27 protein-coding genes are annotated in these 25,106 nt (G+C 67.9%); 15 read left to right on the forward strand and 12 right to left on the reverse strand.

Features of this window, described 5'->3' with window-relative positions:
- Window positions 1-14 precede the first annotated feature (14 nt).
- The 3 genes from HZ992_RS12685 to HZ992_RS12695 all read right to left on the reverse strand — a co-directional run bounded on the left by HZ992_RS12685 (window position 15) and on the right by HZ992_RS12695 (window position 3,561).
- Window positions 15-959: an ABC transporter substrate-binding protein gene (locus HZ992_RS12685; protein WP_209386978.1), complete on the reverse strand. Its 945-nt coding sequence runs from the start codon at window positions 957-959 to the stop codon at window positions 15-17.
- Window positions 960-1,024: 65 nt separating this feature from the next.
- A complete protein-coding gene (locus tag HZ992_RS12690; protein WP_209386979.1) occupies window positions 1,025-2,008 on the reverse strand; it encodes an ABC transporter permease in 984 nt (327 codons plus the stop codon).
- Entirely contained in the window at window positions 2,005-3,561 is a 1,557-nt protein-coding gene (locus tag HZ992_RS12695; protein ID WP_245213451.1) for a sugar ABC transporter ATP-binding protein, read from the reverse strand. Before HZ992_RS12695 ends, HZ992_RS12690 begins: the two co-directional genes overlap by 4 nt.
- 98 nt (window positions 3,562-3,659) lie before the next feature.
- On the opposite strand from HZ992_RS12695, the gene HZ992_RS12700 reads away from it, so the two are divergent.
- The 12 genes from HZ992_RS12700 (at window position 3,660) to HZ992_RS12755 (ending at window position 15,851) form a co-directional block, all read left to right on the forward strand.
- Window positions 3,660-4,352, forward strand: a complete 693-nt coding sequence (locus HZ992_RS12700; protein WP_209386981.1) for a FadR/GntR family transcriptional regulator — start codon at window positions 3,660-3,662, stop codon at window positions 4,350-4,352.
- 180 nt (window positions 4,353-4,532) lie between these two features.
- Window positions 4,533-5,534 carry a Gfo/Idh/MocA family protein gene (locus HZ992_RS12705; protein ID WP_209386982.1) on the forward strand — a complete coding sequence of 334 codons (1,002 nt, stop codon included), beginning with the start codon at window positions 4,533-4,535 and terminating at the stop codon, window positions 5,532-5,534.
- Between the two features lie 33 nt (window positions 5,535-5,567).
- Window positions 5,568-6,320, forward strand: a complete 753-nt coding sequence (locus HZ992_RS12710; protein WP_209386983.1) for a response regulator — start codon at window positions 5,568-5,570, stop codon at window positions 6,318-6,320.
- 7 nt (window positions 6,321-6,327) lie between these two features.
- The gene (locus tag HZ992_RS12715) at window positions 6,328-7,386 is read left to right on the forward strand and encodes an ATP-binding protein (RefSeq protein WP_209386984.1); all 1,059 of its coding nucleotides are present in this window, start codon (window positions 6,328-6,330) and stop codon (window positions 7,384-7,386) included.
- 180 nt (window positions 7,387-7,566) lie between these two features.
- Entirely contained in the window at window positions 7,567-8,835 is a 1,269-nt protein-coding gene (locus tag HZ992_RS12720; RefSeq protein WP_245213452.1) for an ABC transporter substrate-binding protein, read from the forward strand.
- Window positions 8,835-9,716, forward strand: a complete 882-nt coding sequence (locus HZ992_RS12725; protein WP_371816827.1) for a carbohydrate ABC transporter permease — start codon at window positions 8,835-8,837, stop codon at window positions 9,714-9,716. Before HZ992_RS12720 ends, HZ992_RS12725 begins: the two co-directional genes overlap by 1 nt.
- Entirely contained in the window at window positions 9,709-10,620 is a 912-nt protein-coding gene (locus HZ992_RS12730) for a carbohydrate ABC transporter permease (protein ID WP_209386985.1), read from the forward strand. The genes HZ992_RS12725 and HZ992_RS12730 overlap by 8 nt, the downstream gene beginning before the upstream one ends.
- Window positions 10,621-10,624: 4 nt before the next feature.
- Window positions 10,625-11,737 (forward strand): ABC transporter ATP-binding protein, encoded by a 1,113-nt coding sequence (locus HZ992_RS12735; protein ID WP_209386986.1) that lies wholly within the window; start codon window positions 10,625-10,627, stop codon window positions 11,735-11,737.
- A 60-nt stretch (window positions 11,738-11,797) separates the two neighbouring features.
- Complete coding sequence (locus HZ992_RS12740; protein ID WP_209386987.1) at window positions 11,798-12,790, forward strand: substrate-binding domain-containing protein; 993 nt, start codon at window positions 11,798-11,800, stop codon at window positions 12,788-12,790.
- A 62-nt stretch (window positions 12,791-12,852) separates the two neighbouring features.
- Complete coding sequence (locus HZ992_RS12745; RefSeq protein ID WP_209386988.1) at window positions 12,853-13,593, forward strand: ATP-binding cassette domain-containing protein; 741 nt, start codon at window positions 12,853-12,855, stop codon at window positions 13,591-13,593.
- On the forward strand, window positions 13,590-14,654 hold the full coding sequence (locus HZ992_RS12750) for an ABC transporter permease (protein WP_209386989.1): 1,065 nt from the start codon (window positions 13,590-13,592) through the stop codon (window positions 14,652-14,654). The genes HZ992_RS12745 and HZ992_RS12750 overlap by 4 nt, the downstream gene beginning before the upstream one ends.
- 198 nt (window positions 14,655-14,852) lie before the next feature.
- On the forward strand, window positions 14,853-15,851 hold the full coding sequence (locus HZ992_RS12755) for an NAD-dependent epimerase/dehydratase family protein (RefSeq protein WP_209386990.1): 999 nt from the start codon (window positions 14,853-14,855) through the stop codon (window positions 15,849-15,851).
- Between the two features lie 148 nt (window positions 15,852-15,999).
- Here the strand turns inward: HZ992_RS12755 and HZ992_RS12760 are convergent, their stop codons facing one another.
- From HZ992_RS12760 to HZ992_RS12785, 6 genes are read right to left on the reverse strand one after another with little or no spacing between them, the layout of a single operon-like run.
- Entirely contained in the window at window positions 16,000-16,317 is a 318-nt protein-coding gene (locus tag HZ992_RS12760) for a non-heme iron oxygenase ferredoxin subunit (protein WP_209386991.1), read from the reverse strand.
- 7 nt (window positions 16,318-16,324) lie between these two features.
- Entirely contained in the window at window positions 16,325-16,807 is a 483-nt protein-coding gene (locus tag HZ992_RS12765) for an aromatic-ring-hydroxylating dioxygenase subunit beta (protein ID WP_209386992.1), read from the reverse strand.
- Between the two features lie 14 nt (window positions 16,808-16,821).
- Window positions 16,822-18,081: an aromatic ring-hydroxylating dioxygenase subunit alpha gene (locus HZ992_RS12770; protein ID WP_209386993.1), complete on the reverse strand. Its 1,260-nt coding sequence runs from the start codon at window positions 18,079-18,081 to the stop codon at window positions 16,822-16,824.
- 44 nt (window positions 18,082-18,125) lie between these two features.
- Complete coding sequence (locus HZ992_RS12775) at window positions 18,126-18,821, reverse strand: fumarylacetoacetate hydrolase family protein (protein WP_209386994.1); 696 nt, start codon at window positions 18,819-18,821, stop codon at window positions 18,126-18,128.
- 23 nt (window positions 18,822-18,844) lie between these two features.
- Entirely contained in the window at window positions 18,845-19,903 is a 1,059-nt protein-coding gene (gene gtdA, locus HZ992_RS12780) for a gentisate 1,2-dioxygenase (RefSeq protein ID WP_209386995.1), read from the reverse strand.
- 9 nt (window positions 19,904-19,912) lie between these two features.
- On the reverse strand, window positions 19,913-20,899 hold the full coding sequence (locus tag HZ992_RS12785; RefSeq protein WP_209386996.1) for a 2Fe-2S iron-sulfur cluster-binding protein: 987 nt from the start codon (window positions 20,897-20,899) through the stop codon (window positions 19,913-19,915).
- A gap of 84 nt (window positions 20,900-20,983) precedes the next feature.
- Here HZ992_RS12785 and HZ992_RS12790 point away from each other — a divergent pair, with 84 nt between their 5' ends.
- Complete coding sequence (locus tag HZ992_RS12790) at window positions 20,984-21,916, forward strand: LysR family transcriptional regulator (protein ID WP_209386997.1); 933 nt, start codon at window positions 20,984-20,986, stop codon at window positions 21,914-21,916.
- Between the two features lie 115 nt (window positions 21,917-22,031).
- A complete protein-coding gene (locus HZ992_RS12795; protein WP_209386998.1) occupies window positions 22,032-23,222 on the forward strand; it encodes a GAF domain-containing protein in 1,191 nt (396 codons plus the stop codon).
- A 50-nt stretch (window positions 23,223-23,272) separates the two neighbouring features.
- On the opposite strand, the gene HZ992_RS12800 is transcribed toward HZ992_RS12795, so the two are convergent.
- Genes HZ992_RS12800 through HZ992_RS12810 form a run of 3 tightly spaced genes read right to left on the reverse strand, consistent with a single transcriptional unit; the run spans window position 23,273 to window position 24,474 of the window.
- Window positions 23,273-23,506, reverse strand: coding sequence for a CsbD family protein (locus HZ992_RS12800; RefSeq protein ID WP_209382240.1), 234 nt, complete (start codon window positions 23,504-23,506; stop codon window positions 23,273-23,275).
- Window positions 23,507-23,540: 34 nt separating this feature from the next.
- Window positions 23,541-23,855, reverse strand: coding sequence for a BON domain-containing protein (locus HZ992_RS12805; RefSeq protein ID WP_209382241.1), 315 nt, complete (start codon window positions 23,853-23,855; stop codon window positions 23,541-23,543).
- A 43-nt stretch (window positions 23,856-23,898) separates the two neighbouring features.
- Window positions 23,899-24,474, reverse strand: coding sequence for a ferritin-like domain-containing protein (locus HZ992_RS12810; RefSeq protein ID WP_209382242.1), 576 nt, complete (start codon window positions 24,472-24,474; stop codon window positions 23,899-23,901).
- A 228-nt stretch (window positions 24,475-24,702) separates the two neighbouring features.
- Here HZ992_RS12810 and HZ992_RS12815 point away from each other — a divergent pair, with 228 nt between their 5' ends.
- Window positions 24,703-25,089 (forward strand): DUF4398 domain-containing protein, encoded by a 387-nt coding sequence (locus HZ992_RS12815; RefSeq protein WP_209382243.1) that lies wholly within the window; start codon window positions 24,703-24,705, stop codon window positions 25,087-25,089.
- Window positions 25,090-25,106: the final 17 nt, after the last annotated feature.

A 25,106-nucleotide genomic window follows, 5' to 3' on the forward strand; every position in this document is an offset into this window, starting at 1 on the left:
CTGTCTCAGTGGTCTCAGTAGAGAACGTTCTTCGCCTCGGGCTTGTCGATGTTCTTCTTGGTCACCATGACCACGCCGGTGTCGAGGAACTTCGGCACCTTCTTGCCCGCAACCACGTCGGCGACGGTCGTCACGCCAAGGTGGCCCATCATGTAGGCGCTCTGCACAGCGATCGCCTCGATGGTGCCGTCCTTGACGAAGGCCTGCAGGTCACCGTTGCCGTCGAAGCCGATCGCAGCCACCTTGCCGGCCTTGCCCGACTGCACCAGCGCGCGGCCCATGCCGATCGCCGTGGGCTCGTTGGCGCCGAACAGGCCCTTCAGGTCGGCATTGGCGGCAAGCACGTCGGTGGTCTGGTTCAGTGCCGTGCCCATCTGCGAGTTCGAGTAGAAGGTGCCGACGATCTTCAGCTTGGAATGGGTCTCGATGTACTTCCGGAAGCCGCCAACGCGGCCGATCTCCGAGCCCGAGCCGGCGGTGAAGGACATGATGGCGATCTTGCCTTCCTTGCCGATCTTGTCGATCAGCGCCTGCGCGCACAGCTCACCGGCCTTCTTGTTGTCGGTGGCCAGGAAGGACTGGTAGTAGTTCTTGCCCGCGTCGGACGCGGCCGAGTCGATCAGGATGACCGGGATCTTGGCCTCCCAGGCCTTTTTCATCGCCGGGATCAGCGCATCCGGGTCGGACGGCGCGAGCACGATGCCGGCCACCTTGCGGTTCACCGCGTTCTCGACCAGCGCCACCTGGCCGGCCAGGTCGGTGTCGGAGGCCGCGCCCTGGAAGGTGGCGGTGTAGCCCTTGAGCTTGGCGGCGCCGTCGTTCGCGCCTTTCTTGACGTTCTGCCAGAAGTCGGAGTTGACGGTCTTGACGATGACCGCGATCTCCTTGTCGGCCGCCGAGGCCGGGAGGGTGGACAGCGCCAGCGTGGCGGCGCACAGGGTGGTGAGCAGAGTCTTCATGGCTATCCTTCGTTGGAAAGGGTTGTCTCGCTTCGAGGCTGCCGGCCGGTCCCGCCGGCGGGGATTCATCGTCGATGGCGCATCTGGTCGATCCACACGGTCAGCAGGATGACCAGGCCGATGACGATCTGCTGGGTGAAGGCGGACACGCCGCCCATGTTCAAACCGTTGCGCAGGATGCCGATCACGAAGGCACCGATGACGGTGCCCGAGATCGTGCCCACGCCGCCCGACAGCGAGGTGCCGCCGATCACCGCGGCGGCGATGGCGTCGAGTTCGTACATCAGGCCCTCGCTGGGCTGGGCGGTGACCAGGCGCGAGGCGAGCACGCAGCCGGTCAGCCCGGCCAGCGTGCCCGAAAGGATGTAGGCGAACAGTGTCACGCCGCGCACGTTCACACCGGACAGTCGCGCCGCCTCGCTGTTCGAGCCGATCGCGTAGAGGTGCCGGCCCAGCGTCGTGCGGTTGAGCATCACCGCGACGGCGACGGCCAGCAGCACCATCAGCAGCACGGGGTAGGGAATGCCGGGAAAGCTGACGTCGGGGAAGCCGTCCGCCCCCACCGTCGCCACGCGCCACAGCGATCCGTTGCCGATCTCGGCAAAGCTGTCGCCCAGGCCGCCGATGGCCTTCGCGTCGGTGATCTGCAGCGCGACGCCGCGCGCCACCAGCATCATGCCCAGCGTGGCGATGAAGGGAGGCAGGCGCAGCCAGGTGACCGCGACGCCGTTGACCGCACCGCACAAGGCGCCGACGAGCACGCCGGCCAGCATGCCGGCGGGCACCGGCGCGCCCGCCTTCACGGCCAGTGCCGCAACGACGCCCGACAGCGCGAGGATCGCGCCCACCGACAGGTCGATGCCGCCGGTGATGATCACGCAGGTGGCGCCGATGCCGAGGTAGGCGATCGAGGTCACCTGCAGCGCCACCGTCATGCCGTTGCCCACCGTCAGGAAGGCGTCGCTGACGAAGGCGAACACGATCGTCAGCCCGAACAGGCTGGCCAGCGCCGCGAACTTCTGGAACAGGTCCTTCTGCTTGTCGTTCATGTTGTCTCGGCGGCGGCCAGCCCGGAGGCGTGCTGCATGACTTCTTCCTGGTCGGTGTGGCGGGTGTCGAGCACCGTGCTCAAGCGGCCGGCGTGGAACACGGCCACGCGGTCGGTCATGCCGAGGATCTCGGGCAGTTCGGAGCTGATGAGCACGACGCCGATGCCCTGCGCGGCGAGTTCGTCGAGCAGCTTGTAGATCGCGTACTTGGCGCCCACGTCGATGCCGCGGGTCGGCTCGTCGAAGAACAGCACGCGCGAATCGCGGAACAGCCACTTGGCGATCACCACCTTCTGCTGGTTGCCGCCAGAGAGCAGTCGCACCGCCTGTCGCGTCGAGGGCGTGCGGATCGCCAGCGAGTCGATGTAGCGCTGCGCGACCGAGGCTTCGCGCTCGAAGCGGATGAAGCCGAGCGCATTGGCCACGCCGGCCATGTTCGCGAGGCTGACGTTGTGCGCCACCGTCATGTTCAGCGCCAGGCCGTGGCCCTTGCGGTCTTCCGACAGGTAGGCGATGCCGTGGCGGATCGCGTCGCGCGGCGAGCGGATCTGCAGCGTCTGCTCACCCAGCCGCACCGTGCCGGCATCGGGCAGGTCGGCGCCGAACACGGCGCGGGCCACCTCGGTGCGGCCGGCGCCCATCAGCCCGGCGAAACCGAGGATCTCGCCGCGCCGCAGATCGAAGCCGATGTCCGAGAACACACCTTGGCGGGCCAGACCACGCACCGACAGCAGCACCTCGGAAGACGGCCTGCGCGTGGGCGGCGGGAATTTATCGTCCAGCGCCCGGCCCACCATGCGCTCGACCACCTCGTCGACGCTGGTGGCCGCGAAGTCGCCCGTGCTGACGTGGCGCCCGTCGCGCAGCACGGTGACGCGGTCGACGATGCGCACCATCTCGTCGAGCCGGTGCGAGATGTAGACCAGCGCGACACCGGCACGCCGCAGGTCGGCGATCACCTGGAAGAGGAGCTCCGTCTCCGATTCGGTGAGCGACGAGGTCGGCTCGTCCATGATGAGCACCTCGGCGTCGATCGACAGCGCCTTGGCGATCTCGACCATCTGCCGCTGCGCGACCGAGAGTGTGCGCACGATCGCCTGCGGGGCGATGTCGACGCCCAGCCGATCCAGGCAGTGCCGCGCATCGGCGTGCAGCCGCCGGCGATCGATGAACGGCCCGCGCCGCGGCTCGCGCGCCAGGAAGATGTTCTCGGCGACCGACAGATGCGGCACCAGGTTCAGCTCCTGGTGGATCATCGCGATGCCCGCGGCCTGCGCCTGCGGCGTCGATGCGAAGCGCACCGGCGCGCCCTTGTAGACGATCTCGCCGGCATCGGGCTGCAGCTGGCCGCTGAGGATCTTCATCAGCGTGGACTTGCCTGCACCGTTCTCGCCGCACAGCGCGTGCACCTCGCCGCGGCGCAGGTCGAAGCACACGTCGTCGAGTGCAGTGACGCCGAGAAATCGCTTCGTGATGCCGGTCAATGCCAGCACCAGCGGCGGCGCCGGCATCGGCTCGCGGATGTCGGATTGTTGGTAAGGCCACTTGACCATCATTCGTTCATTTGGCCTTACCACCTGTCCATGTCGTGCTGGGATATTCCCTGATGCCAGGGCTATCATGGCCACGACTTCTTCCGGTGCAGCCCGTCATGTCCGTGCAGTTCAAACAGGTCGAAACGCGACGCCTTTACCAGCAGATCGCCGACCAGATTCGCGATCTCATCGAACGCGGCGGCTTCGACATCGGCGACCGCCTGCCCCCGGAACGCGAGCTCGCGCAGCAGCTGGGCGTCTCGCGCCCTTCACTTCGCGAAGCGCTGATCGCGCTCGACGTGGAGGGATCGGTCGAGATCCGCAGCGGCTCCGGCGTCTACGTCAACAGCCCACCCGAGCGCAGCACGCGCACGACGGCGGCATTGGGCGAGAGCCCGACAGAGCTGATGCAGGCACGCGCGGCAATGGAGGGCACGGTGGTGGTGCTGGCCTGCGCGCGAAGCACGCCCGCGGCGTTGGCCAATCTGCGCGCCTGCGTCGATGGCATGCGCCAGGAGATCGCCCGGCGGCGCACACCGCTCGAGTTCGACCGCCAGTTCCACCTTACGATCGCCGAGATGAGCGGCAACTCGGTGATGCAGCGCCTGGTCGTGGAGCTCTTCGACGACAGGCACAGCCCGATTTCCACCAAGCTGCGTTCCCGCTACGAGAACATGCGCACCTGGAATGCGGCGCTGAAGGAACACGAGGCGATCCTGCACGCGTTGGAGGCGCACGACCCGCTCGCAGCGGAGGCCGCCATGCGCTCGCACCTGAAGGCGTCGGAACAACGCTGGGTCGGCGGCTGAGCCTCGAGCCGCGGCAGGCGGCGGCCAGTCCGTCGCCCGCAGCCGCATGCGGGGCGTCCCTCACTCACTGTCGAAAAGTGCGTGGCCGTGCTAGCATAATAAATGAGGTGCGTACCTCATCGGAGCCATGTCGCCAATCCAAGTAGCACGCCGCGCCAGGCGCGTGCGAAGGAGTCGGTCATGAAGAAGGTGGTGTGGGGCGTCCTGAGCACGGCCCGGATCGGCATCGATCAGGTGCTGCCGGCCATGAAAGCCAGCCCCTTGATCGAGCTTCGCGCGATCGCTTCGCGCTCGCTGCCGGCGGCCCAGGCCGCGGCCCAGGCGCTGGGAATCCCGCTCGCCTACGGCTCGTACGAGGCGTTGCTCGCCGATCCCGAGATCGAAGCGGTCTACAACCCGCTGCCCAACCACCTGCACGTGCCGCTGACACTGCGGGCCGCCGCAGCCGGCAAGCACGTCCTGTGCGAAAAGCCGATCGCGTTGAGCGTGGAAGAAGCGGAGTCGTTGCGCGAAGCGGCGAGGCACGTGCGCATCGAGGAGGCGTTCATGGTGCGCCACCACCCGCAGTGGCAGCGCGTGCGCGAACTGGTGCGCAGCGGGTGCATCGGCACGCCGCGGGCCGTGCAAGTGTTCTTCTCCTACTTCAACGCCGATCCGGCGAACATCCGCAACCAGCCGTCCATCGGCGGCGGCGCGCTCTACGACATCGGCTGTTATGCCATCCTCAGCGGGCGCTACCTGTTCGAGGCCGAACCGCGGCGCGTGGTGGCGCTGGTGGACCGCGACCCCGCGCTCGGCACCGACCGCACGACCAGTGCCCTGCTCGACTTCGGCGATGGCCGACAGCTGGGCTTCACCGTCTCGACGCAGAGCTGCCCCTTCCAGCAGGTGCAGGTGGTCGGCACCCGCGGCCGCCTCGAACTGCGCATCCCGTTCAATGCGCCGCGCGGCGGCTCGATGTCCGTCGCGGTGGACGAAACAGGTGCCCTCGACGGCAGCAGCGTCCACCTCGAGACACTGCCTGCTGCCGACCAGTACCAGCTCGAGGCCGAGGCCTTTTCGCGCCTGGTGCGCGGCGAGACCGGGCCCCACTGGGGTCTGGATGACGCGATCGCGCAGCTGCGCGTCATCGATGCGCTGTGGCGCTCCGAGCGCAGCGAGCGCTGGGAAGCCGTGGCCTAGCCGCGGGCCGACACCCACCATGCGCAGGCCGACATGGACCGCATCCCACGCATCCTGATCGTCGACGACGACGTCGAGATCCGGCGCCTGACCAAGACGCTGTTGCAGGACTACGGCTTTCTCGTCACGGTTGCCGGCAACGGGCGCGAGATGGCCGCGGCGCTCAACGAGTGGCACGTCGACCTGATCGTGCTCGACGTGCTGATGCCCGGCCAGGACGGCTTCGCGCTGTGCCGCGAACTGCGTCATCGCAGCGAGATGCCGATCATCCTGCTGACCGCGCTGCGCGAGGAGTCGGATCGCATCGTCGGGCTGGAACTGGGCGCAGACGACTACCTGGTCAAACCCTTCAATCCGCGCGAACTGGTGGCGCGCATCCGTACCATCCTGCGCCGCGCCCGGGCGCGGCCGATCGAGCGGCCGCAGGAGACGCGCTTCGTCTATGGCTTCGCGGGATGGCAGTTGGATGCGGGGGCGCGCGACCTTCAGTCGCCGGACGGCACGCTGGTCACGCTGTCGGCGCGCGAGTTCTCGCTGCTGCTCGCCTTCCTCAGCCACCCTCGCTGCGCGCTGAGCCGCGACCGCCTCGCCGACACCGTGCGCGGCCAGGACTGCTCGCCTTTCGATCGCAGCATCGACATCCTGGTGTCGCGACTGCGCCGCAAGCTCGAGGACAGCCGCAAGGAGCCGACGCTGATCAAGACCATCCGCGGCGAGGGCTACCAGTTCTGCGCCGAGGTGACCCGCCGCCCGGCCGACGCGGCGGCGGACACACTCGCCCTTTGAGCCCGCGATGCGGCGCTGGCCGGAGGCTCTTGCGTGCTGGGCGCCCCGCAGCCTGAGGGCGCGGCTGCTGTGGTGCATCGCCAGCGCCGTGGTGATGCTGCTGGTACTGACCGACTGGCTCGCCGGGCCGCTGCAGCGCAGCTTCGGTGCCGGCGTGTCGCTGTTGCTTGGCGCTGCAGCCATTCTCGTGCTCGCCGACTGGGCCGTCGCCCGCCTGATCGAGCCGGTTCGGGAGATGGCCCGCGTGATCGAGCAACAGGGCGTCGAAGACCCCGGCGGCCCGCTGCCCGAACGCGGCCCGCTGGAAGCGCGCGCGATGGCGCAGGCCTTCAACCGCCAGCGCGAGCGCATCGCCGACCTGCTGGATGATCAGAAGCGCATGCTGGCCGCGATCTCGCACGACTTGCGCACTCCCGCCACACGCCTGCGTCTGCGCGTCGAGTTCGTGCGCGAGGATGCCGATCTGCAACGGTTGATGCTGCGCGACCTGGACGAAATGGATGCGATGCTGACCGAGGCGATGACCTTCCTGGCCGACGACGTGCGCGGGGAGCCGCGCAAGCTGGTCGACCTGAGCGCGCTGCTGCAGGCCGTGTGCGACGACTATGCCGATGTCGGGCAGCCGGTCGCCTTCGCCGAACCGCCCCCGCTGCGTTTTCGCAGCGTGCCCACGCTGTTCGCCGCCGCCGGCCAGGAGCTGAGCTTCGCCAGCGAGCGCCGGGTGCGCCTGCAGTGCCGGCCGAACGCGCTGCGCCGTGCCGTCAACAACCTGATCGACAACGCGCTGAAGTACGGGTTCCGCGCCGATGTGCAACTGGACGCGGACGCGAAGCACGTGCGCATCGGCGTGCTCGACCGCGGCCCCGGCATCCCCTTGGCGGAGATCGACAAGGTGCTGCTGCCCTTCTACCGCATCGAGTCGTCGCGCCAACGCAGTACCGGCGGCATGGGCCTGGGGCTGGCGATCGTCAAGACGGTGGCCGACGCGCACCGAGGACGCATCGAGTTGTGCAACCGCGCCGAGGGCGGCCTGCTCGCCACGCTGGAGCTGCCGCGCGAAGTCTGACGCGGGACTGCGTTCGAAGTTCGACGCGCGGATCGATCTGATGCGCCATGCTGCGCCGCGACATTTGTATCGCTGCGTAGCGATGCGCTCTGGCGCTCGACCAGCGTTACGTCGCCAGCCGCACGGCGCACGCGCGCGCTGCCAGCATCGCGCCGCGGACCAACGACGAGGAGACACGCCGTGCACCACATCCGACTCAGCATCACCTGCCTGGCGCTGGCCACCGGGGCGTTGAGCGCCCTGCCCGCCCTGGCCGGGCCGCCCACCGTGGAGGTGCTCCACTTCATGACCTCGGGCGGGCAGGCCAAGGGCATGAAGTCGCTCAAGGACGACCTCGAGGCCCAGGGGGGCAAGTGGGTCGATACGCCAGTGGGTGGCGGCAACAGCGAGGACGCACTCGCCAAGCTGCGCACGCGCGTGATGGGCGGCGACGCACCCTCGTCGGTGCAGCTCAAGGGGCCGCTTATCCAGGAGTGGGGTGCGCTCGGCGTGCTGCAGCCGATCGACGACGTCGCCACCGCCGGCCGCTGGGAGCAGGCGCTGCCGAAGCTGGTCTCCGACACCATGAAGTACAAGGGCCAGTGGGTTGCCGCGCCGGTGAACATCCACCGCCTCGACTGGATGTACGCCAACCCGGCGGTGCTGAGCAAGGTCGGCATCAGGATGCCGGCGACGTGGGAGGAGTTCGACGCCGCGGCCGACAAGCTCAAGGCCGCCGGCATCACGCCGCTGGCCCATGGCGGGCAGGCCTGGCAGGACGCCTCGCTGTTCGAGATCGTCGTGGCCAGCGTCGGTGGGCCCGCGTTCCACCGCAAGGCGCTGGTCGAACTCGACAACGCCGCGCTCACCGGCCCGACGATGAAGCAGGTGTTCGACCGCATGCGCAAGCTGCGCGGCTACGTCGATGCGAACTTCTCCGGTCGCGACTGGAACGTCGCGACCAACATGATCATCAACGGCCAGGCCGGCTTCCAGCTGATGGGCGACTGGGTCAAGGGCGACATGAGCGCCGCCGGCAAGCTGCCCGGCCGCGACTACGTCTGCGCCAACCCGCCCGGCCACGGCGGCGGCAGTTTCCTGTTCATCGTCGACAGCTTCGCGATGTTCAAGTCGAAGAACCCCGACGTGCTGGCCGGCCAGAAGCTGTTCGGCAAGCTGATGATGGAGCCGCGGTTCCAGGAGAACTTCAACCTGGCCAAGGGCTCGATCCCGGTGCGCAACGACATGAAGCTCGACAAGTTCGACGCCTGCGCCCTGGCCGCACGCGACCAGATGGACAAGTCGATCAAGGGCGGCGGCTTCAATCCCTCGGCGATCCACGACATGGCGGTGGCCAGCGCGGTGCGCGGCGCGATGACCGACGTGGCGACCAAGCACTTCAACTCGTCGATCTCGTCGGACGAGGCGGTGCAGCTGCTCGCCAGGTCCATCAAGCAGGCGCGCGAGTGATCCGAGCGGCCCTCGGCCGGCACCTGTCGGCGCTGATCCTGGCGCCCACGGCTGCGGCCACGCTGGTGTTCGTCTACGGCTTCATCGCCTGGACGGCCTACATGTCGTTCACCGGCTCGCGAATGATGCCGGTGTACGAACTGATCGGCTTCGACGCGTACACGCGGCTGTGGGAGATGGAGCGCTGGAACGTCTCCATCGTCAACCTGCTGATCTTCGGCAGCCTGTTCGTCGGGCTCGGCCTGGTCACCGGGCTGATGCTGGCCATCCTGCTCGACCAGCGCATCCGTGCCGAAGGCCTGCTGCGGACGGTCTACCTGTACCCGATGGCGCTGAGCTTCATCGTCACCGGCACGGTGTGGAAGTGGCTGCTCAACCCCGGCATCGGGCTGGAGCGTGGCATGCACCAGCTCGGCTGGGAGAGCTTCCGCTTCGGCTGGATCGTCGACCCGGACCTGGCCATCTACACCATCGTCATCGCCGGCGTGTGGCAGAGCTCGGGCCTGGTGCTGGCGATCTTCCTGGCCGCGCTGCGCGGCGTCGACCAGGACGTGGTCAAGGCCGCGTTCATGGACGGCGCCAGTACGCTGCAGATCTACTGGGGCATCGTGCTGCCGTCGATCCGGCCGGCGTTCTTCTCGGCCGTGATCGTGCTCACCCACCTGGCCGTGAAGAGCTTCGACCTCGTCGTCGCGATGACCAACGGCGGCCCCGGCTACGCCACCGACCTGCCGGCGATCTTCATGTACTCGATGAGCTTCCAGCGCAACAACATCGCGGTCGGCTCGGCCACCGCGATGATGATGCTGTGCACGGTGATGGCGATCATCGTGCCCTACCTGTACTCCGAGCTGCGCCCGGCCAGGAGCGCCCATGGCTGAGGCCGCACTCGAACTGCGCGACGGCCGCTGGGCACCGGCCATCGCCGCGCAGCGAAAGCTGCGCATCGGCCGCGTGCTGCTCTATGCGGTGCTGACGCTGTTCGCGCTGTACTACCTCGCGCCGTTGTACGTGATGATCGCCACCTCGCTGAAGTCGGCCGAGGAACTCCGCGAGGCCTCAATCTTTGCGCTGCCGCACGCCGCGCAGCTCGACACCTGGCGCCATGCCTGGAGCGAGGTCTGCATCAGCGTCAGCTGCGGCGGCATGCGGCCCTACTTCGTCAACTCGCTGGTGGTGGTGGTGCCGGCGGTGCTGATCTCCACGCTGATCGGCGCGATCAACGGCTACGCGCTGGCCGCGTGGCGCTTCCCGGGCTCGAACCTGCTGTTCGGCCTGCTGCTGTTCAGCTGCTTCATCCCCTTCCAGGCGATCATCCTGCCGTTGGCGCAGCTGCTCGGCGCGCTCGGCCTGGCCAGCACGGGGACCGGACTGGCGCTGACCTACATCGTCTACGGCCTGGGCTTCACGACGCTGTTCTTCCGCAACTTCTACGTCACCGTGCCGCGCGAGCTGGTGCGGGCGGCGACGATCGACGGCGCCGGCTTCTTCGCCATCTTCTGGCACATCATGCTGCCGCTGTCGCTGCCGACCATCGTGGTCACGCTGATCTGGCAGTTCACGCAGATCTGGAACGACTTCCTGTTCGCCGTGACGCTGACCAACGGCGCCGGCCAGACGGCCACCGTCGCTCTGGGCAACCTCGTCAAGACCTCGCAGGCCACCAAGCGCTACGACGTCGAGATGGCCGCGGCCATCATCACCGGGCTGCCCACCCTGCTGGTGTTCCTGCTGGCGGGCAAGTACTTCGTGCGCGGGCTGACCGCGGGCGCGGTGAAAGGCTGACCACGTGGCGTCGCTCGAGCTCATCGATGTGTCCAAGAGCTATGGCCGCGCGGAGGCGGTGCGCAAGGTGTCGCTGCGCGTCGGCGACGGCGAGTTCCTGGTGCTGGTCGGCCCCTCGGGCTGCGGCAAGAGCACGCTGCTGAATCTGATCGCCGGACTGGAGCACACCAGCAGCGGCGAGATCCGCATCGACGCACGGCGCGTCAACGAGGTGCACCCGAAGGACCGCGACATCGCGATGGTGTTCCAGTCGTATGCGCTCTATCCGAACATGACGGTCGAGCGCAACATCACTTTCGGGCTGCGCGCGCGCGGCGTGCCGCGCGAGGTGCGCGAGCAGGCGCTGCGCAAGGTGGCGGCGATCCTGCAGATCGAGCCGCTGCTCGAGCGCAAGCCCGCCCAGCTCTCCGGCGGCCAGCGGCAGCGTGTCGCGATGGGGCGGGCCATGGTGCGCGACCCGTCGATCTTCCTGTTCGACGAACCGCTGTCGAACCTTGACGCCAAGCTGCGCCTGGAGATGCGCACCGAGATCAAGCGACTGCACCAGCGCCTGGGAACCTCGGCCGTCTACGTGACGCACGACCAGATCGAGGCGATGACCCTGGCCACGCGCATCGCGGTGATGCGCGACGGCGTGCTCCAGCAATGTGCCGACCCGCGCACCGTGTTCGAGTCGCCGGCCAACATGTTCGTGGCCGACTTCATGGGCTCGCCGCCGATGAACTTCGCGCCCGCCACGCTGGTGCAGCAGGACGGCGGGCTCGGCGTCCACCTGCCGCGGCTGGGCCAGCCGGCGCTGTACGTGCCGCTGCCGCAGGCGCCGCAGCGTTATGCCGACTGGCTGGGGCGCGACGTGGTGTTCGGCGTGCGGCCGGAGCATCTGACTGCGCCACGCCCTGGCGCCGCCGCCACGGCAGAGCGCGCCGTGCTGGACTGCCGCATCGACGTGGTCGAGCCGACCGGCACCGACACGATGGTGTTCTTCACGCTGGGCGCCGTCGACATGGTGGCCCGCATCGACGCACACACCTCGGTGCGACCGGGCGACGTCCTGCGCCTGGAGGTCGACGCGGCGCGCACCAGCCTGTTCGATCCGCGCACCGGCCAGCGCATCTGAGATTTCCCAAGGCATGAGGACTTCGCCGCATGCCAAACCACGTGAGAAGAGGAGACTGAGATGAAGACGACGATGTGGAAGATGACGGGCGTTGCACTGCTGGCTCTCGCGGCAGCTACGCCGGGATGGGCGCAGAAGAAGACGCTGGCGGTGGTGGTCAAGGGGCTGGACAACCCCTTCTTCACCGTGCTGGGCGACGGCTGCGCACTGTGGAACAAGCAGAACCCGAGCTCCGAGTACACCTGCCTCTACACCGGCCCGGCCTCGAGTGCCGACGAGGCCGGCGAGGTGCAGATCGTCGAGGACCTGATCAACAAGGGCGTGGCCGGCATCGCCATCTCGCCGTCCAACGCACCGGCGATGGCCAACATGCTCAAGGCCAAGAAGCCGAAGATGCCGATCATGACGATCGACGCCGATCTCGCCGCCGCCGACCGCGCGCTGCGCAAGACCTACCTGGGCACCAACAACTACGACATGGGCGTGCTGATGGCCGGGCACCTGAAGCAGCACAAGCCCAAGGGCGGCAGCGTCTGCCTGCAGCTGGGCAACGTGGCGGCCGACAACATCAACGCGCGTGCCGCCGGCTTCCGCGACACGATCAGCGGCAAGAAGGGCATCGACCGGCTCAAGGGCGAAGGCGGCTGGACCGAGATCGCCGGCTGCCCGGTGTTCACCAACGACCAGATCGACCTGGCCAACCAGCAGATGGCCGACGTGTTCACCAAGAACCCGAAGCTCGACGCCTTCATCCTGATCGGCGGCTGGGCACAGTTCGGCCCGCAGGCCTATGCGCAGGTGACCGACCAGGTGATGCCGCGCCTGAAGTCCAAGGAGCTGGTGATCATCGCCGGCGACACGCTGCCGCCGCAGCTCGACGCACTGAAGGCCGGCCGCAGCCATGGGCAGATCGGCCAGCGCCCGTTCGAGATGGGGCTGCGCGCGCCGGCGGTGCTGATCGACCTGATCAACGGCAAGCAGGTGGCCGACCCGCTGTACACCGGCCTGGACGAGTGCACGGCCTCCAACCTGGGCAAGTGCCCCGCGAAGTGACGCCGCAGTCCAGGGCGCCTGCGGGCACCCCGGCGGCCTGTCCGACCGAACCAACGAAGCGCATGGCCATCCTGGAGCTGAACAAGGTGTCGAAACACTTCGGCGCGATCCACGCGCTGAATGACGTGTCGCTGTCGCTGCACGCCGGCGAAGTGGTCGGCCTGATGGGCGACAACGGCGCCGGCAAGTCGACGCTGGTGAAGATCATCGCCGGCAACTTCCCGCCCAGCGCCGGCACGATGGCCATGCTGGGGCGGCCGGTGCACTTCCACAAACCCGCCGAGGCGCGCGCGCAGGGGGTGGAGATCGTCTACCAGGACCTCGCCCTGTGCGACAACCTCAGCGCGGCGGAGAACGTCTTCCTCGGGCGCGAGCCGATGCGCGGCTTCGGCCCCGTGCGCTGGCTCGACTACCGCACGATGTTCGAGCGTGCCGGCGAACTGTTCGCCGAGCTGAAGTCCGAGACGCGGCCGCGCGACCTGGTGCGCCGCATGTCCGGCGGCCAGCGCCAGGCGGTGGCGATCGCCCGCACGCGGCTGTCCGACCCGAAGATCGTGCTGATGGACGAGCCGACGGCGGCGATCAGCGTGCGCCAGGTCGCCGAGGTGCTGGCACTGATCCGCCGGCTGCGCGAACACGGCATCGCGGTGGTGCTGATCAGCCACCGCATGCCCGACGTGTTCTCGGTGGCCGACCGTGTCGTGGTGCTGCGCCGCGGCGAGAAAGTGGCCGACAAGCCCATCGCGCAGAGTTCACCGGAAGAGGTCACCGGCCTGATCACCGGTGCGATTGCCATCGCATGAACACACCGAATCCCACCGGCAGCCAGGCCGGCATCGCCGACACCACGCTGGCCCGTGCCATCGCCGAGCGCTCGCACGGCAGCCGGCTGGCCTGGCTGGCCGGCCAGCAGACCTTCTGGGTGACGCTGGCCGCGCTGCTCGCCTTCGCCGGGCTCACGCTGGCCAGCGACGTGTTCGCCACGCAGCAGAACCTGTTCAACGTGGCGCGCAATTTCGCCTTCGTGGCGATCATCGCCATCGGCATGACGGCGGTGATCGTCACCGGCGGCATCGACCTGTCGGTCGGTGCGGTGCTGGTGCTCTCCGGCATGGTCACCGGCATGGCGATGAACTCCGGCATGTCGATCTGGCTGGCGGTGCCGCTGGGCCTCGCGGCGGCACTGGCGGTGGGCGCGTTCAACGGCGTGATGATCGCCTACGTCGGCGTGCCACCCTTCGTGGTGACGCTGGGCATGCTCTCGATCGCGCGCAGCCTGGCGATGGTGCTGTCCGACAACCGCATGGTCTATTCCTTCGGGCCCGACCAGCCGGCGCTGCTGGCGCTCGGCGGCGGCTTCCTCGAACTGGTGCTGCCCTTCGTCGACCCGATCCGCATTCCCAACCCGCTGATCTTCATGCTCGTGCTGATGGTGTGCACCAGCCTGGCCTTCCGCTGGTCGCGCTGGGGCCGCTACCTGTTCGCCATCGGCGGCAACGAACGCGCCGCCACGCTGACCGGCGTGCCGGTGAAGCGGGTCAAGGTCGGCGTCTACATGTTCTGCGCGTTGTGCGCCGGGCTGACCGGGGTGCTCGAGGTCGGCTGGCTCGGCACCATCACGACCGGGCTCGGGCAGGGCATGGAACTTACCGTCATCGCCGCGGCGGTGATCGGCGGCGCCAACCTCTCCGGCGGCATCGGCTCGGCCTTCGGCGCCGTCGTCGGCGCGGCGCTGATCGAGGTGATCCGCAACAGCCTGACGCTGCTGGGCATCAGTACCTTCTGGCAAGGCACCTTCGTCGGCACCTTCATCGTCATCGCCGTGCTGTTCGACCGGCTGCGTTCGCGCAGCGCCAACGAATGAAGCCAGCCCCACCCAACGACACGACGCGAATGAGCGCACATCAGTTGTCTCCATGATGCCCGCCGCCCGCGGTGACAGATGCCCGCGCGCGCGTGCATCGAAGGTCCGCAGGCGCAGTCCTTTGGGTCTGATCGGCATCCCTTGGGCCCACCGTTGCGTGGGCCCTTTTTTGACTTGACCCCCTGCGGAGGCTTCGTCATGACCCGTTCTGCCCAGCCACTCATCCTCGTCACCGGCGCGACAGGCAAGGTGGGCCGCAGCTTCATCGCGCGGCTGTTGGCCGAGCCGTCGCTCGCGCATTGGCGCGTGCGTGCGCTGTGCCACCAGCGCGCCTTGCCGCCGCATCCACGCATCGAGTCGGCCCGCGGCGCCATCCAGGACAGGCAGGCCGTGCAGCAGGTGCTGCAGGACGTGACTCACGTGCTGCACCTGGCCACCAGCAAGGAGACGCCGGAGGATGTGATGGACGTGGCGGTCAAGGGCCTGTTCTGGTTGCTCGAAGGCTGCAGGGCGAGCCCGAGCTTCCACCAGTTCATCCTGATCGGTGGCGATGCCGCGGTCGGCCACTTCCACTACCCGCACCCGGTGCCGGTGGTCGAGACTCAGCCGCACAGCGCCTATCCGGGGTGCTACGCGCTCTCGAAAGTCATCGAGGAGGTGATGCTGCAGCAGTACTTCATTCAGTACGGCCTCAATGGCTGCTGCCTGCGCGCGCCGTGGATCCTGGAGAAGGACGACCTGCGGTTCCATCTGAGTTTTGGCGCGGACGTGTTCGGCTCGCCGCGCTGGTGCGACCGGGTCGGCGCCGAGGCGGCCGCGGCCTATGCTGCGTGTGGCGCGATTCCGGTGCTGCTCGACCCGCAGGGCGAAGGCGTGCTGCGCAACTTCGTTCACGTCGACGACCTGGTGAGCGCCATCCTCGCCGCGATCGACCATCCGCGTGCCAGGCAGCAGGTCATGAACGTCTGCATGGACGAACCGATCGACTACGTTCGCCTGGGCGAGTACCTGGTGCGCACGCGCAGCAGCACGCTGGTGCCCCTGCGCGACCGCTATCACTCCACGTGGCTGGACAACAGCAAGGCGAAGTTCCTGCTGGGATGGCGCCCGCACTACGACATGGAGCGGCTGGTGGAGTCGGCCTGGGGCTACCGGCGTGCCGATGACGAGCCGCGTCGGGTCTGGTATCCGGGGTAGAGGCTGCCTGGCCACAACCCGAGGGCCTTGTGTGCCAGGGTCCGGAACGCGGCGCGCCGTGCGGTTGTCGGCGGCGCCAGGATGTCGGTCTGCAGGGCGACCATCAGCGGCCGGGCGCGCTCGGGGGCCGGCAACTCGCTGCGAACGGTCATTCGAAGCGCAGGAACACCCTGCCGCCCTCGAGCTTCACCGGGTAGCTGCGCAGCGCCTCGGTGACCGGTGCGCAGGTCGGCTTGCCGTCACGCACGTCGAACTTGCCCTGGTGCAAGGGGCATTCGATCTCATGGCCGTCCAGGAAGCCGTCGCACAGCCGCGCATGGCCATGGGTGCAGATGTTGTCGGTCGCGTAGACCGCATCGCCGACGGTGTAGATCGCGATGTCGCGCCCGGCGACGACGAGGCCCGCGACATCGTCGACGGGAAGTTCGTCGGCCGACAGTGCGTCGACCCAGTTCGTCGTGCTCATGCGCGCCTCAGATCGGGTAGATGATGGAGTTGGGGATCATCTCGGAGTCGTAGATGCACTCGCGCGATGCGAACTTCAGGCCGGCCGGTGTGCGCACCACGACATCCAGGTAGCGCCCGACATTGAACACGCTCGACACCTCCGAGAGCTTGGTGCGGAACACCGCATAGTTGGCCTCGCAGCGCCAGCGCCCTTCGGCTGCCTCGCGGATCACCGGCGCGCCGACCACGTGTCGCTGGTAGTAGGGATCGTGGAACAGGGTTTCGCGGATGCCGTAGACGCGGTCCTTCAGCATGCCCTTGCTCGTGAACGAGAGCGTGGCCAGCGGGAAGCCGCGCTCGTGGTTCTCGCGCGGCTGCAGTCGGTAGATGCAGTCGTCGGTGAAGAACTCGGGCCAGAGGTCCCAGTGGCCGGAGTCGACGGCGCTGGCGTAGTCCGCGTAGAGCTGCGTCAGGGCCAGCCAGTCCTCGAAGTTCAGGTTCGTCGCCATGGTGCGGGCCTCCATCACGCTTCCATCACGTCGCGCCAGTAGCGGTACATGCCCCGGATCAGGGTCTCGGTGACCATGTGCTCCGTGTCCTCCACCGTGTGCCCGCCCAGTTCGGCCACGGCGCGGTGGAAGGGCTTGCTTTCGAAGGCCTGCTGGGAGAACTCGATGACCTCGCCATCGTCGGCCGAGACGAAGCCGGCCGGGCCGAACAGGTTCGCCTGCGTCAGGCGCCGCTTCGTCATCACCTCATCGTCGTCCTCGAAGCCGAAATGCGTCCAGACGAAGTCGAAGCTGCCATGGCCGGTGGGCTGGATGTGCCGCGTCGACACGCTGTTGGCCTGCTGCTGCAGGATCACGCTCGGGAAGATCGTCGTCATCACCGCCGTCGGGCCGCCCCACCAGGGCTCGGGCACGATGTCGATGAAGCTCGGGTCATGCAGCTTCATCTCCTCCTTGAAGCTCGACACCTGCGTCACCTGCTCGGCCTTGCCGCCGGTGCCGCGCGTGGAAATCATCGCCGCATGGCGGTGCTTGTCGTCCATGCGCAGCTGCGACTTGTTGTCGGCGCGCCATAGGCCGAAGGTGACGAACCAGGTGTGCAGCAGCCCCGGGTGGTAAGGGTCCTTGATGTTCTCCTGCATCAGCTTCCAGTTGCCGGGGATGCGCTGGCGGTTGTAGCCCAGGATCTTCAGCTGGCGGCCGTTGAAGAGGCGGTCGAAGTAGCCCAGGATGGCGGGGCCGAGGTAGTCCTCGAAGGGCTCGACGTCCGGGTCGAACGACGCGAAGACCACACCGCCGCGCGTGGCCACCTTCAGCTTGGTGAGCCCATGGTCGGCCGTCTTGAAGTCCGCCGGCATGCCGCCGTTGACCTTGCCGTCCTGCTTGACGCCACGGCGGAAGGGCACGCCCTGCAGGTCGCCCTTGAGCGTGTAGCTCCACTGGTGGTAAGGGCAGACGAAGTCCTTGCGATTGCCGTGCCGCTCGCGGCAGAAGCGCATGCCGCGGTGGGCGCAGACGTTCTCGACCACGTTGAGCACGCCGTCGGCATCGCGCGCCAGGATGACCGAACGTTCACCCACCACGGTGCGCTTGTAGTCGCCCGGGTTCGGCACTTCCGCCTCCAGGCCGACGTAGCACCAGTGGCCCTTGTAGAAGAAGCGCTCGAGCTCCTTGCGATAGAGCTCGTCGCTGGTGTAGGTGAGGAAAGGGATGCGGTGGGTGCCGTCGCCCTCCCACACCGGCTGCTCGGGAAAGACGGTGGAGGTCTCGTTCATGGCTTGTCTCCTGTGATCTCGAATCGGGTCGGTCGTTGCCGCCCTCAAGCCGTCACGCGCACTTCGATCGCGCCCAGCCCCTGCACTTCGCCGCGCATCACGTCTGTGGCCACCACGGCGTTCACGCCCTCCGGTGTGCCGGTCATGATGATGTCGCCCGGCTCCAGCGCCTCGTACTCGGAGAGATAAGCCACGCACTCGGACACCGACCAGATCAGCTTGGCGATGTCGGACGATTGGCGCGGCTGGCCGTTGACCGTCAGCGTGATCGCAGCGGCCGCCGGGTGGCCGATGTCCTGCGCGCGGTGCAGCGCGCCGATCGGCGCCGACTGTGCGAAGGACTTGCCGAACTCCCAGGGCCGGCCCTTGTCGCGCGCTTCGAGCTGCAGGTCGCGCCGCGTCATGTCCAGCCCGACGGCATAGCCGTAGACATGCTCCAGCGCCTGCGCGATCGGGATGTCGCGCCCGCCGCGGCCGATGGCCACGACCAGTTCGATCTCGTGGTGGTAGTTCTTCGTCTTGGGCGGATAGGGCACGCTGCTCGGCGTGGCCGCGTCGACCACGGCCGCCGCGGGCTTCATGAAGAAGAACGGCGGTTCGCGATCCGGGTCCTTGCCCATCTCGCGGGCATGGGCCGCGTAGTTGCGGCCGACACAGAAGACGCGGTTCACCGGGAAGCGCTCGTCACGGCCGGCGATGGCCAGCGTGTGCAGCGGGGGAGCCTCGAGGGCGAGATTCATGGCGATCCTTGAACGGGTGGAGGTCACAGGCGCTCTTCGCGCCAGAGACCCAGGGCCTGCTGCACAGGCCGGTCGGAGAAGCTGAACAGCACCGCATCGCGGTCGGCGCGCAACTGCAGTGCATGCCAGGAGGGCACGACGAACACGTCGTTCTCCTGGAAGCGCCAGGTCCTGTCGCCGGACAGCCCGCTCAGGCGCGCTTCACCGCTCCCTTCGAGGCAGACATGCACGGTGCCATCGGTGCAGCGCACCGGCTTCGTCTCGAAGCCGGCCGGCAGGCGCTGCGCGAAGGACCCGATGGTCGGCATGGGCGAGGCGCCGGTGGCCGGGTTCACGTAGCGCAGCTTGAAGCCGTGGTGCGCATCGGGTGCGCCATGCGAGATGCCCATCAGCGAGGCCTTCGTGCGCTCGAACGGGTACACGAAGACCCGCGTCGGATCGGCCGGCTTGGGCTCGTAGTCCAGCGGCGCCATGTTGGCGCCGTAGCGGGCCAGGGCATCGCCTTCCGGGCGCAGCGGCGCTTGAGACAACTGCTCGCTGCGTTCGGCGAACCCGGCATCGAGGAAGCGCACGATCGGGATGTCCAGCCCGTCGAGCCAGACCACCGGCTGATCGCCGAGGTTGCCGTGGTCGTGCCAGGTCCAGGCCGGGGTGATGATGAAGTCGCCGCGGCGCATCGTGGTGCGCTCGCCATCGACGGCCGTGTAGGCGCCCTCGCCGTCGAGCACCAGACGCAGGGCCGACTGCGTGTGCCGGTGCGCGGGCGCCACCTCCCCCGGCATGATCAGCTGCAACCCGGCGTAGAGCGATTGCGTGATGCACGACTGGCCGCGCAGGGCGGGGTTCTCCAGGATCAGCACGCGTCGCTCGGCCTCTTCGGCGGAGATCAGCCGGCCGGCCTCCATCACCTTCTCGCGCAGTTCCGCATAGCGCCACAGGTGCGCCGAGGCGGGCGACCGGGGCTGCGGCGGCACCAGCGCGCCCAGCACCTCCCACAGCGGCGTCATGTGGTCCTTGCCGATGCGGCCGTAGTAGTCGGCACGTTGGCGCAAGGCCTCGGGCGGGAGTTTGGAGACTTGCATCGGTGCTCCTCAGGTGCCTTGGGTGTAGAACGCATCGGCGTAGATGTGTGCGGCCGCGATGCCCTTGCGGCGCGCCACCACCGTTGCCGCCTCGACCATCGGCGGCGAGCCGCACAGGTAGGCACGCCACGCGCTCATGTCGCCGTGGTCCTGCTCGATGGCGTCGGTGACCAGCCCCATGCGATGCGTCGCGGCGTTGCCGCCGGATGTCACGACGACGTGAACGTTCAGCCGCGGGTGATCGCGCTCGAGCTGTTCGAGCCACGGCATCCCGTAGATGTCGCGCGGCGAGCGCAGGCCGAAGTACAGGTGAATGGGGTTCGCCATGCCCTGCGCGATGGCGCCACGCAGGATCGACAGGATCGGTGCCAGGCCCGTGCCACCGGCCACGCAGAGCATCGGGCCCTCGTGCCTGCGGCGCAGATAGGCCGAGCCCAGCGGCCCGCTGACCTTGACTGCATCGCCGACCTTGAGCTCGTGCGCGATGTAGCCGGTCACGCGCCCGTCCGGCACCAGGCGGACGTGGAACTCGAACAGGCCGTCGCCCGACAGCCCGGCCATCGAGTACGGCCGCGCATGCTCGGGCGTGAATTGGAGCTGCACGTACTGGCCCGGGGAGAACTCCATGGGCTTCGCCGGCCGCAGCACCAGCCGCTTGATGTCGTGGGTCAGGTCCTCGAGGGCCGCGACGGTGGCCTTGACGATGCGGGCCGGGTGGACCACCACCTCGTCGGGCTCCGGGATCTCGATCGTGCACGGCTCGGTGACGTAGGTCTGGCAGGCGAGCACGAAACTGTCGTCGCCTTCGAGCAGGCGCTGCTGGTCGCTCCCGCCTTCCATCACCTCGCCGTCCAGCACCCGGCAGCGGCAGGTGCCGCAGCGCCCGGCCATGCAGGAATAGGACATCGGGATCTGCGCGGCCTGCAGGGCCTGCAGCAGATTGGCGCCTGGCTGGACCCGGATCACACGATTCAGAGGTTGGACGAGGACTTCCATGGCAGGCGGATCATTCCCGCTTTGCCTCATTCAGCAAATAGAATCTCTTGAATGTGATGCATCACTGGCAGTGATGGAGGTTCCATGGAGCTTGCGGACATCGATCTCAACCAGCTGGTGCTCTTTCAGCAGTTGATGGTCGAGCGTCGTGTCTCCAAGGTGGCCGAGAACCTGGGTCTGACGCAGCCCGCGGTCAGCAACACGCTGGCCAAGCTGCGGCGCCAGTTCGGCGACGACCTGTTCGTCCGCACGCCGGCGGGCATGGTGCCGACGCCCTTCGCCGAGCAACTGGCCGAGCCGATCGGCTACGCGCTCGGCATGATCCACAGCGGGCTGAACCAGCACAGCCGCTTCGATCCCGCCAGCGTCAAGCGCTCGGTGACGATCGGCATGACGGACATCGGGGAGATCGTCTTTCTTCCCCGGCTGGTCGAGCGCCTGCGCCAGGAGGCTCCGGGCGTGTCGCTGATCACCGTGCGCACCACCGCGACGAGCCTGCGAGATGACATGGAAGCCGGCAAGGTGGACCTGGCCATCGGCCCGCTGCCGCAACTCAAGGCGGGCTTCTTCCAGCGCCGACTGTTCCGCCAGCGATACGTCTGCCTGTTCAGGAAGGGCCACCCGCTGGACCGCAAACGACTCTCGCTGGCGGACTTCAAGGCGGCAGAGCACCTGGTCATCGTGTCGGCCGGCACGGGCCACGGCAAGGTCGATGACCTGATCCGGCGAGCGGGTGTCGAGCGTGCCGTGCGACTGACGGTTCCGCACTTCGTCAGCGTAGGCCACATCCTGCGGCACTCGGACATGGTCGCCACGGTGACCGAGCGCCTGGCCGACAGCCTGGTCGAGCCCTTTGATCTCACCTTTCGCGCGCACCCTGTCGACCTGCCGGAGATCGCCATCAACCTGTTCTGGCACGCCAAGGTGCACCGCTCGCCTGCGCATCAGTGGTTGCGCGGCGTGGTCTTCGATCTGTTCGGCGAAGACCGGGCGACCGCTGCGACCTCGTCCAGGTAGCGCGCCGGACCCCGATCGAGGGCGATGCTGCGAAGCAGCATCACTGCGCGTGATGCGCCATATTCGCGCGGCGCCATTGGCGCACGGCTGAGAACACGGGACCATCGCCACCGCCATGAGCCATCTGCCCAGCCTGTCTCTCCTCGAGTCGCGTCCCGCCCGCATCGAGTGGGCTCGCCAGCGCTTCTTCGAGGAGGGACAGGTCCCGACCGGCGTGGTCAGCGAAGCCGTCTTCGAGTCCTGGGCGCGATGCTTGCGGCGCCACGGCAACCCGCACGAGCGCGCCGCATTCGAGCCCGTCACCGCGAGCCGGACTCAGTTGGCGTTGTTGAAGAACCGCCCGCTGCGTCAGGCCTGGATGGACGAAGTGCCCCGGCTGGAGTCGGCCCTCAGCTCGACCAGTTGTGCGTGGATGCTGACGGACGCCACAGGCGTCCTGATCGGGTCGACCTGCGTGGGCCGTTCGCACGAGGCCTTGATGCCTGTGGCCACACGACTCGGCGTCAACCTCTCCGAGGACGCGGTCGGCACCACCGCCCCGGGCGTGGCCGCCAGAACCGGCAAGCCTTTATGCGTGCAGGGTGGAGAGCACTTCTTCGACAGCGTGAAGGAGATGCATTGCGCCGCCGCGCCGATCCGCGACATTCGCGGCCAGATCGCGGGCGTGCTCGACCTGTCCAGCGAGCGGATTCCGTTTTCCTTCGACGCTGCTGCGGTGGCCGGCGTGTTCGCCGGCGCGATCGAGAATCGCTTGCTCGTGGCGCAGTCGACCGAGCATCTGGTGATCCGATTCCAGATCACGGCGGAACTGCTCGACACGGCGATGGTCGGGTTGATCGGGATCGACGCCGAAGGCCGCATTGCCTGGGAGAACGCTGCGGCCCGCAGCCTGCTCGGTGGCTCGACCCTGGCTGTTCACCACGAAGATCGAACACCGGATCGCAGGCTGGGTTTGTCATGGCCCCAGTTGGCTTCGCTGCCCGCATCCGGCGCCGCGCCACTGTCCCTGCCCAATGGGCTGCTCGTGTGGGCGCGTGCTGAGATGCGCATGCCCGATGGCCTTCGAGGACTGGTGCCTGCCTGGTCGCCTCCGGTGGTCGACACGGCGGAAGTCGGCGTGTCGACCACCCAGGGCACAACGTCGATGCCGCTGCTGAGGGAGTCGGACCTCGCTCTGATTCAGCGAACGCTACATGCCTGCAAGGGCAACGTGTCGGGTGCAGCCAAGCAACTCGGCGTATCCCGCGGCCTCATCTACCGGCGCTTGCGTGCCGCGGGCCCATGCGCAGAGGCCCGCAGCGCATAGTCACATCGCTGCGGGCCTCGCCAACGCTCCGTATGGGCCGAAGGAAGCCTTCAGTCGGACTTCTTGTCCACCGCAAACCAGGCGTCGCTGGCCTTGCGCTGCCACTCCGCCAGCTGCTTCTCGGCCTCTTCCTTGGCGACGCCGTAGCGCTCCTGGATCTTGCCGGAAAGTTGTTCGCGGCGGCCGGCCACGACATCGAGGTCGTCGTCGGTGAGCTTGCCCCATTGTTCCTTGGCCTTGCCGGTCGCCTGCTTCCAGTTGCCCTGAATCTGTTCCCAGTTCATGTCGTGTCCTTTCGTGTTTGCCGTGTCCCGAAGCTCACGGGCGGATGGCGAGTTCGTTCTTCACGGCCTTCACGCCGTTGACCTTCCAGGCCAGCGTCTCGGCAGTGGCCTTCTCGGTCGAGCTCTTGGCGAAGCCCGACAGCATCACGGTGCCGTTGAGCGTCTCGACACGGATGCTGGAGGCATCGACGTCCTTGTTGTCGATGTAGCGGCCCTTGACGGCGGTGGTGATCGCGGTGTCGTCGACATAGGCGCCCACCGTTTCCTGGCCGCGCGTGACGGCACAGCCGGAAGCGACGAGCAGGACGATGGAGGCGGCGATGGTGGCGAGCGTGTTGCGTGTGTTCATGGTGTTCTTCCTGTGCGGTTGTTGATGGCGGTGGCGAGGGATCTCAGTCGCTGGCGAGCCAGCCCTTGAGCTCTTCGGCGTGTTCCTGCTCGTCGCTGAGGATGTCTTCGAGCAGGCGTCGGGTGGTCGAGTCCTTGTCGCCGATCAGCGAAATGATCTGGCTGTAGGTCTCGATGGCCACACGTTCGGCGATCAGGTTGGCCTTGATCATCGCCTTCAGGTCGGGCGACTCGTCGTAGGCCGCGTGGCTGCGCTGCGAGAGCGAGTCGGGCGAGAAATCGGGTTCGCCGCCCAGCTGGACAATGCGCTTGGCCAGGCGGTCCGCGTGGCCCGATTCTTCGTTGGCGTGCACGAGGAACTCTTCGGCGATCTTCGGCGAGGCCAGGCCCTGCGCGGTGAAGTGATGGCGCTTGTAGCGCAGCACACACACCAGCTCGGTCGCCAGCGAGTCGTTGAGCAGCTGGATCACGTCCTTCTTCCAGGGCCCGTAGTGCGGCGTCATCGCGCCTTGCGCGAGGTTGCGGCGCGACGCGTCGATGGCCGCTTCGTTCAGGGCGAGTGTCTCGTGTTCGGCAGGTTCGAGCTGCTTGACGACGGCGGTTTCGTTCTTGGCGGCCATGGGGTTCCTGTGCGTGGGGTGTTCGGGCAGTGGGTCACTGTAGAAGGGCCCTTTGCCGGCCACCATCGGTGCCGGTCGCGCAGCCCTGTAGGACGACGCCTCGTTCAATGCGCATGGCGACGACGCGCCGCCATTGGGTGCGACAGCGCACCGACACCGGCCTGCCCGCGGCGCAGCCTGCGAGGGTGCGAACACGCACGCCTCCTGATCACACGGAAAGCCACGACCATGACCACCCATTCAATCCTTCGCCCGCATCGGGGCGCCGCCCTGGTGCTCGGCAGCGCACTGGTCCTCGCGGCCTGCGCCAGCACGCCGCCGCCGCCCAACGAACGCATGGCGGTGGCGACCGCTGCCGTCGCGCATGCCGCGGCCGCTGGCGGGCCCGAGTTCGCCCCGGTCGAGATGCGCCTGGCGCGCGACAAGCTGCAGCGCGCCACCGTGGCGATGACCGGGAAGGACCACGCCGCCGCCGACACGCTGGCCGAGCAGGCGCAGCTCGACGCGCTGCTCGCCGAGGCGAAGGCCGAGTCGGCCAAGGCCCGCAAGGCGTCCGACGCGGTGAGCGAAGGCAGCCGTGTGCTGCGCGAAGAACTCGACCGCAAGCCCAAGTAGCACCACCTCCTGACGAG

This window comes from Rhizobacter sp. AJA081-3 (assembly GCF_017795745.1).
Taxonomy (GTDB): domain Bacteria; phylum Pseudomonadota; class Gammaproteobacteria; order Burkholderiales; family Burkholderiaceae_C; genus Piscinibacter.

Bases quoted from the DNA above. Each gene is read 5' to 3' on its own strand.
- HZ992_RS12695 (WP_245213451.1), bottom strand. From the start codon at position 3,561: ATGGTCAAGTGGCCTTACCAACAATCCGACATCCGCGAGCCGATGCCG.
- gtdA (WP_209386995.1), bottom strand. From the start codon at position 19,903: ATGCAAGTCTCCAAACTCCCGCCCGAGGCCTTGCGCCAACGTGCCGAC.
- HZ992_RS12760 (WP_209386991.1), bottom strand. From the start codon at position 16,317: ATGAGCACGACGAACTGGGTCGACGCACTGTCGGCCGACGAACTTCCC.
- HZ992_RS12775 (WP_209386994.1), bottom strand. From the start codon at position 18,821: ATGAATCTCGCCCTCGAGGCTCCCCCGCTGCACACGCTGGCCATCGCC.
- HZ992_RS12715 (WP_209386984.1), top strand. From the start codon at position 6,328: ATGCGGCGCTGGCCGGAGGCTCTTGCGTGCTGGGCGCCCCGCAGCCTG.
- HZ992_RS12755 (WP_209386990.1), top strand. From the start codon at position 14,853: ATGACCCGTTCTGCCCAGCCACTCATCCTCGTCACCGGCGCGACAGGC.
- HZ992_RS12710 (WP_209386983.1), top strand. From the start codon at position 5,568: ATGGACCGCATCCCACGCATCCTGATCGTCGACGACGACGTCGAGATC.
- HZ992_RS12795 (WP_209386998.1), top strand. From the start codon at position 22,032: ATGAGCCATCTGCCCAGCCTGTCTCTCCTCGAGTCGCGTCCCGCCCGC.
- HZ992_RS12730 (WP_209386985.1), top strand. From the start codon at position 9,709: ATGGCTGAGGCCGCACTCGAACTGCGCGACGGCCGCTGGGCACCGGCC.
- HZ992_RS12765 (WP_209386992.1), bottom strand. From the start codon at position 16,807: ATGGCGACGAACCTGAACTTCGAGGACTGGCTGGCCCTGACGCAGCTC.
- HZ992_RS12815 (WP_209382243.1), top strand. From the start codon at position 24,703: ATGACCACCCATTCAATCCTTCGCCCGCATCGGGGCGCCGCCCTGGTG.
- HZ992_RS12805 (WP_209382241.1), bottom strand. From the start codon at position 23,855: ATGAACACACGCAACACGCTCGCCACCATCGCCGCCTCCATCGTCCTG.
- HZ992_RS12785 (WP_209386996.1), bottom strand. From the start codon at position 20,899: ATGGAAGTCCTCGTCCAACCTCTGAATCGTGTGATCCGGGTCCAGCCA.
- HZ992_RS12770 (WP_209386993.1), bottom strand. From the start codon at position 18,081: ATGAACGAGACCTCCACCGTCTTTCCCGAGCAGCCGGTGTGGGAGGGC.
- HZ992_RS12685 (WP_209386978.1), bottom strand. From the start codon at position 959: ATGAAGACTCTGCTCACCACCCTGTGCGCCGCCACGCTGGCGCTGTCC.
- HZ992_RS12800 (WP_209382240.1), bottom strand. From the start codon at position 23,506: ATGAACTGGGAACAGATTCAGGGCAACTGGAAGCAGGCGACCGGCAAG.
- HZ992_RS12810 (WP_209382242.1), bottom strand. From the start codon at position 24,474: ATGGCCGCCAAGAACGAAACCGCCGTCGTCAAGCAGCTCGAACCTGCC.
- HZ992_RS12690 (WP_209386979.1), bottom strand. From the start codon at position 2,008: ATGAACGACAAGCAGAAGGACCTGTTCCAGAAGTTCGCGGCGCTGGCC.
- HZ992_RS12705 (WP_209386982.1), top strand. From the start codon at position 4,533: ATGAAGAAGGTGGTGTGGGGCGTCCTGAGCACGGCCCGGATCGGCATC.
- HZ992_RS12740 (WP_209386987.1), top strand. From the start codon at position 11,798: ATGAAGACGACGATGTGGAAGATGACGGGCGTTGCACTGCTGGCTCTC.
- HZ992_RS12750 (WP_209386989.1), top strand. From the start codon at position 13,590: ATGAACACACCGAATCCCACCGGCAGCCAGGCCGGCATCGCCGACACC.
- HZ992_RS12700 (WP_209386981.1), top strand. From the start codon at position 3,660: ATGTCCGTGCAGTTCAAACAGGTCGAAACGCGACGCCTTTACCAGCAG.
- HZ992_RS12745 (WP_209386988.1), top strand. From the start codon at position 12,853: ATGGCCATCCTGGAGCTGAACAAGGTGTCGAAACACTTCGGCGCGATC.
- HZ992_RS12790 (WP_209386997.1), top strand. From the start codon at position 20,984: ATGGAGCTTGCGGACATCGATCTCAACCAGCTGGTGCTCTTTCAGCAG.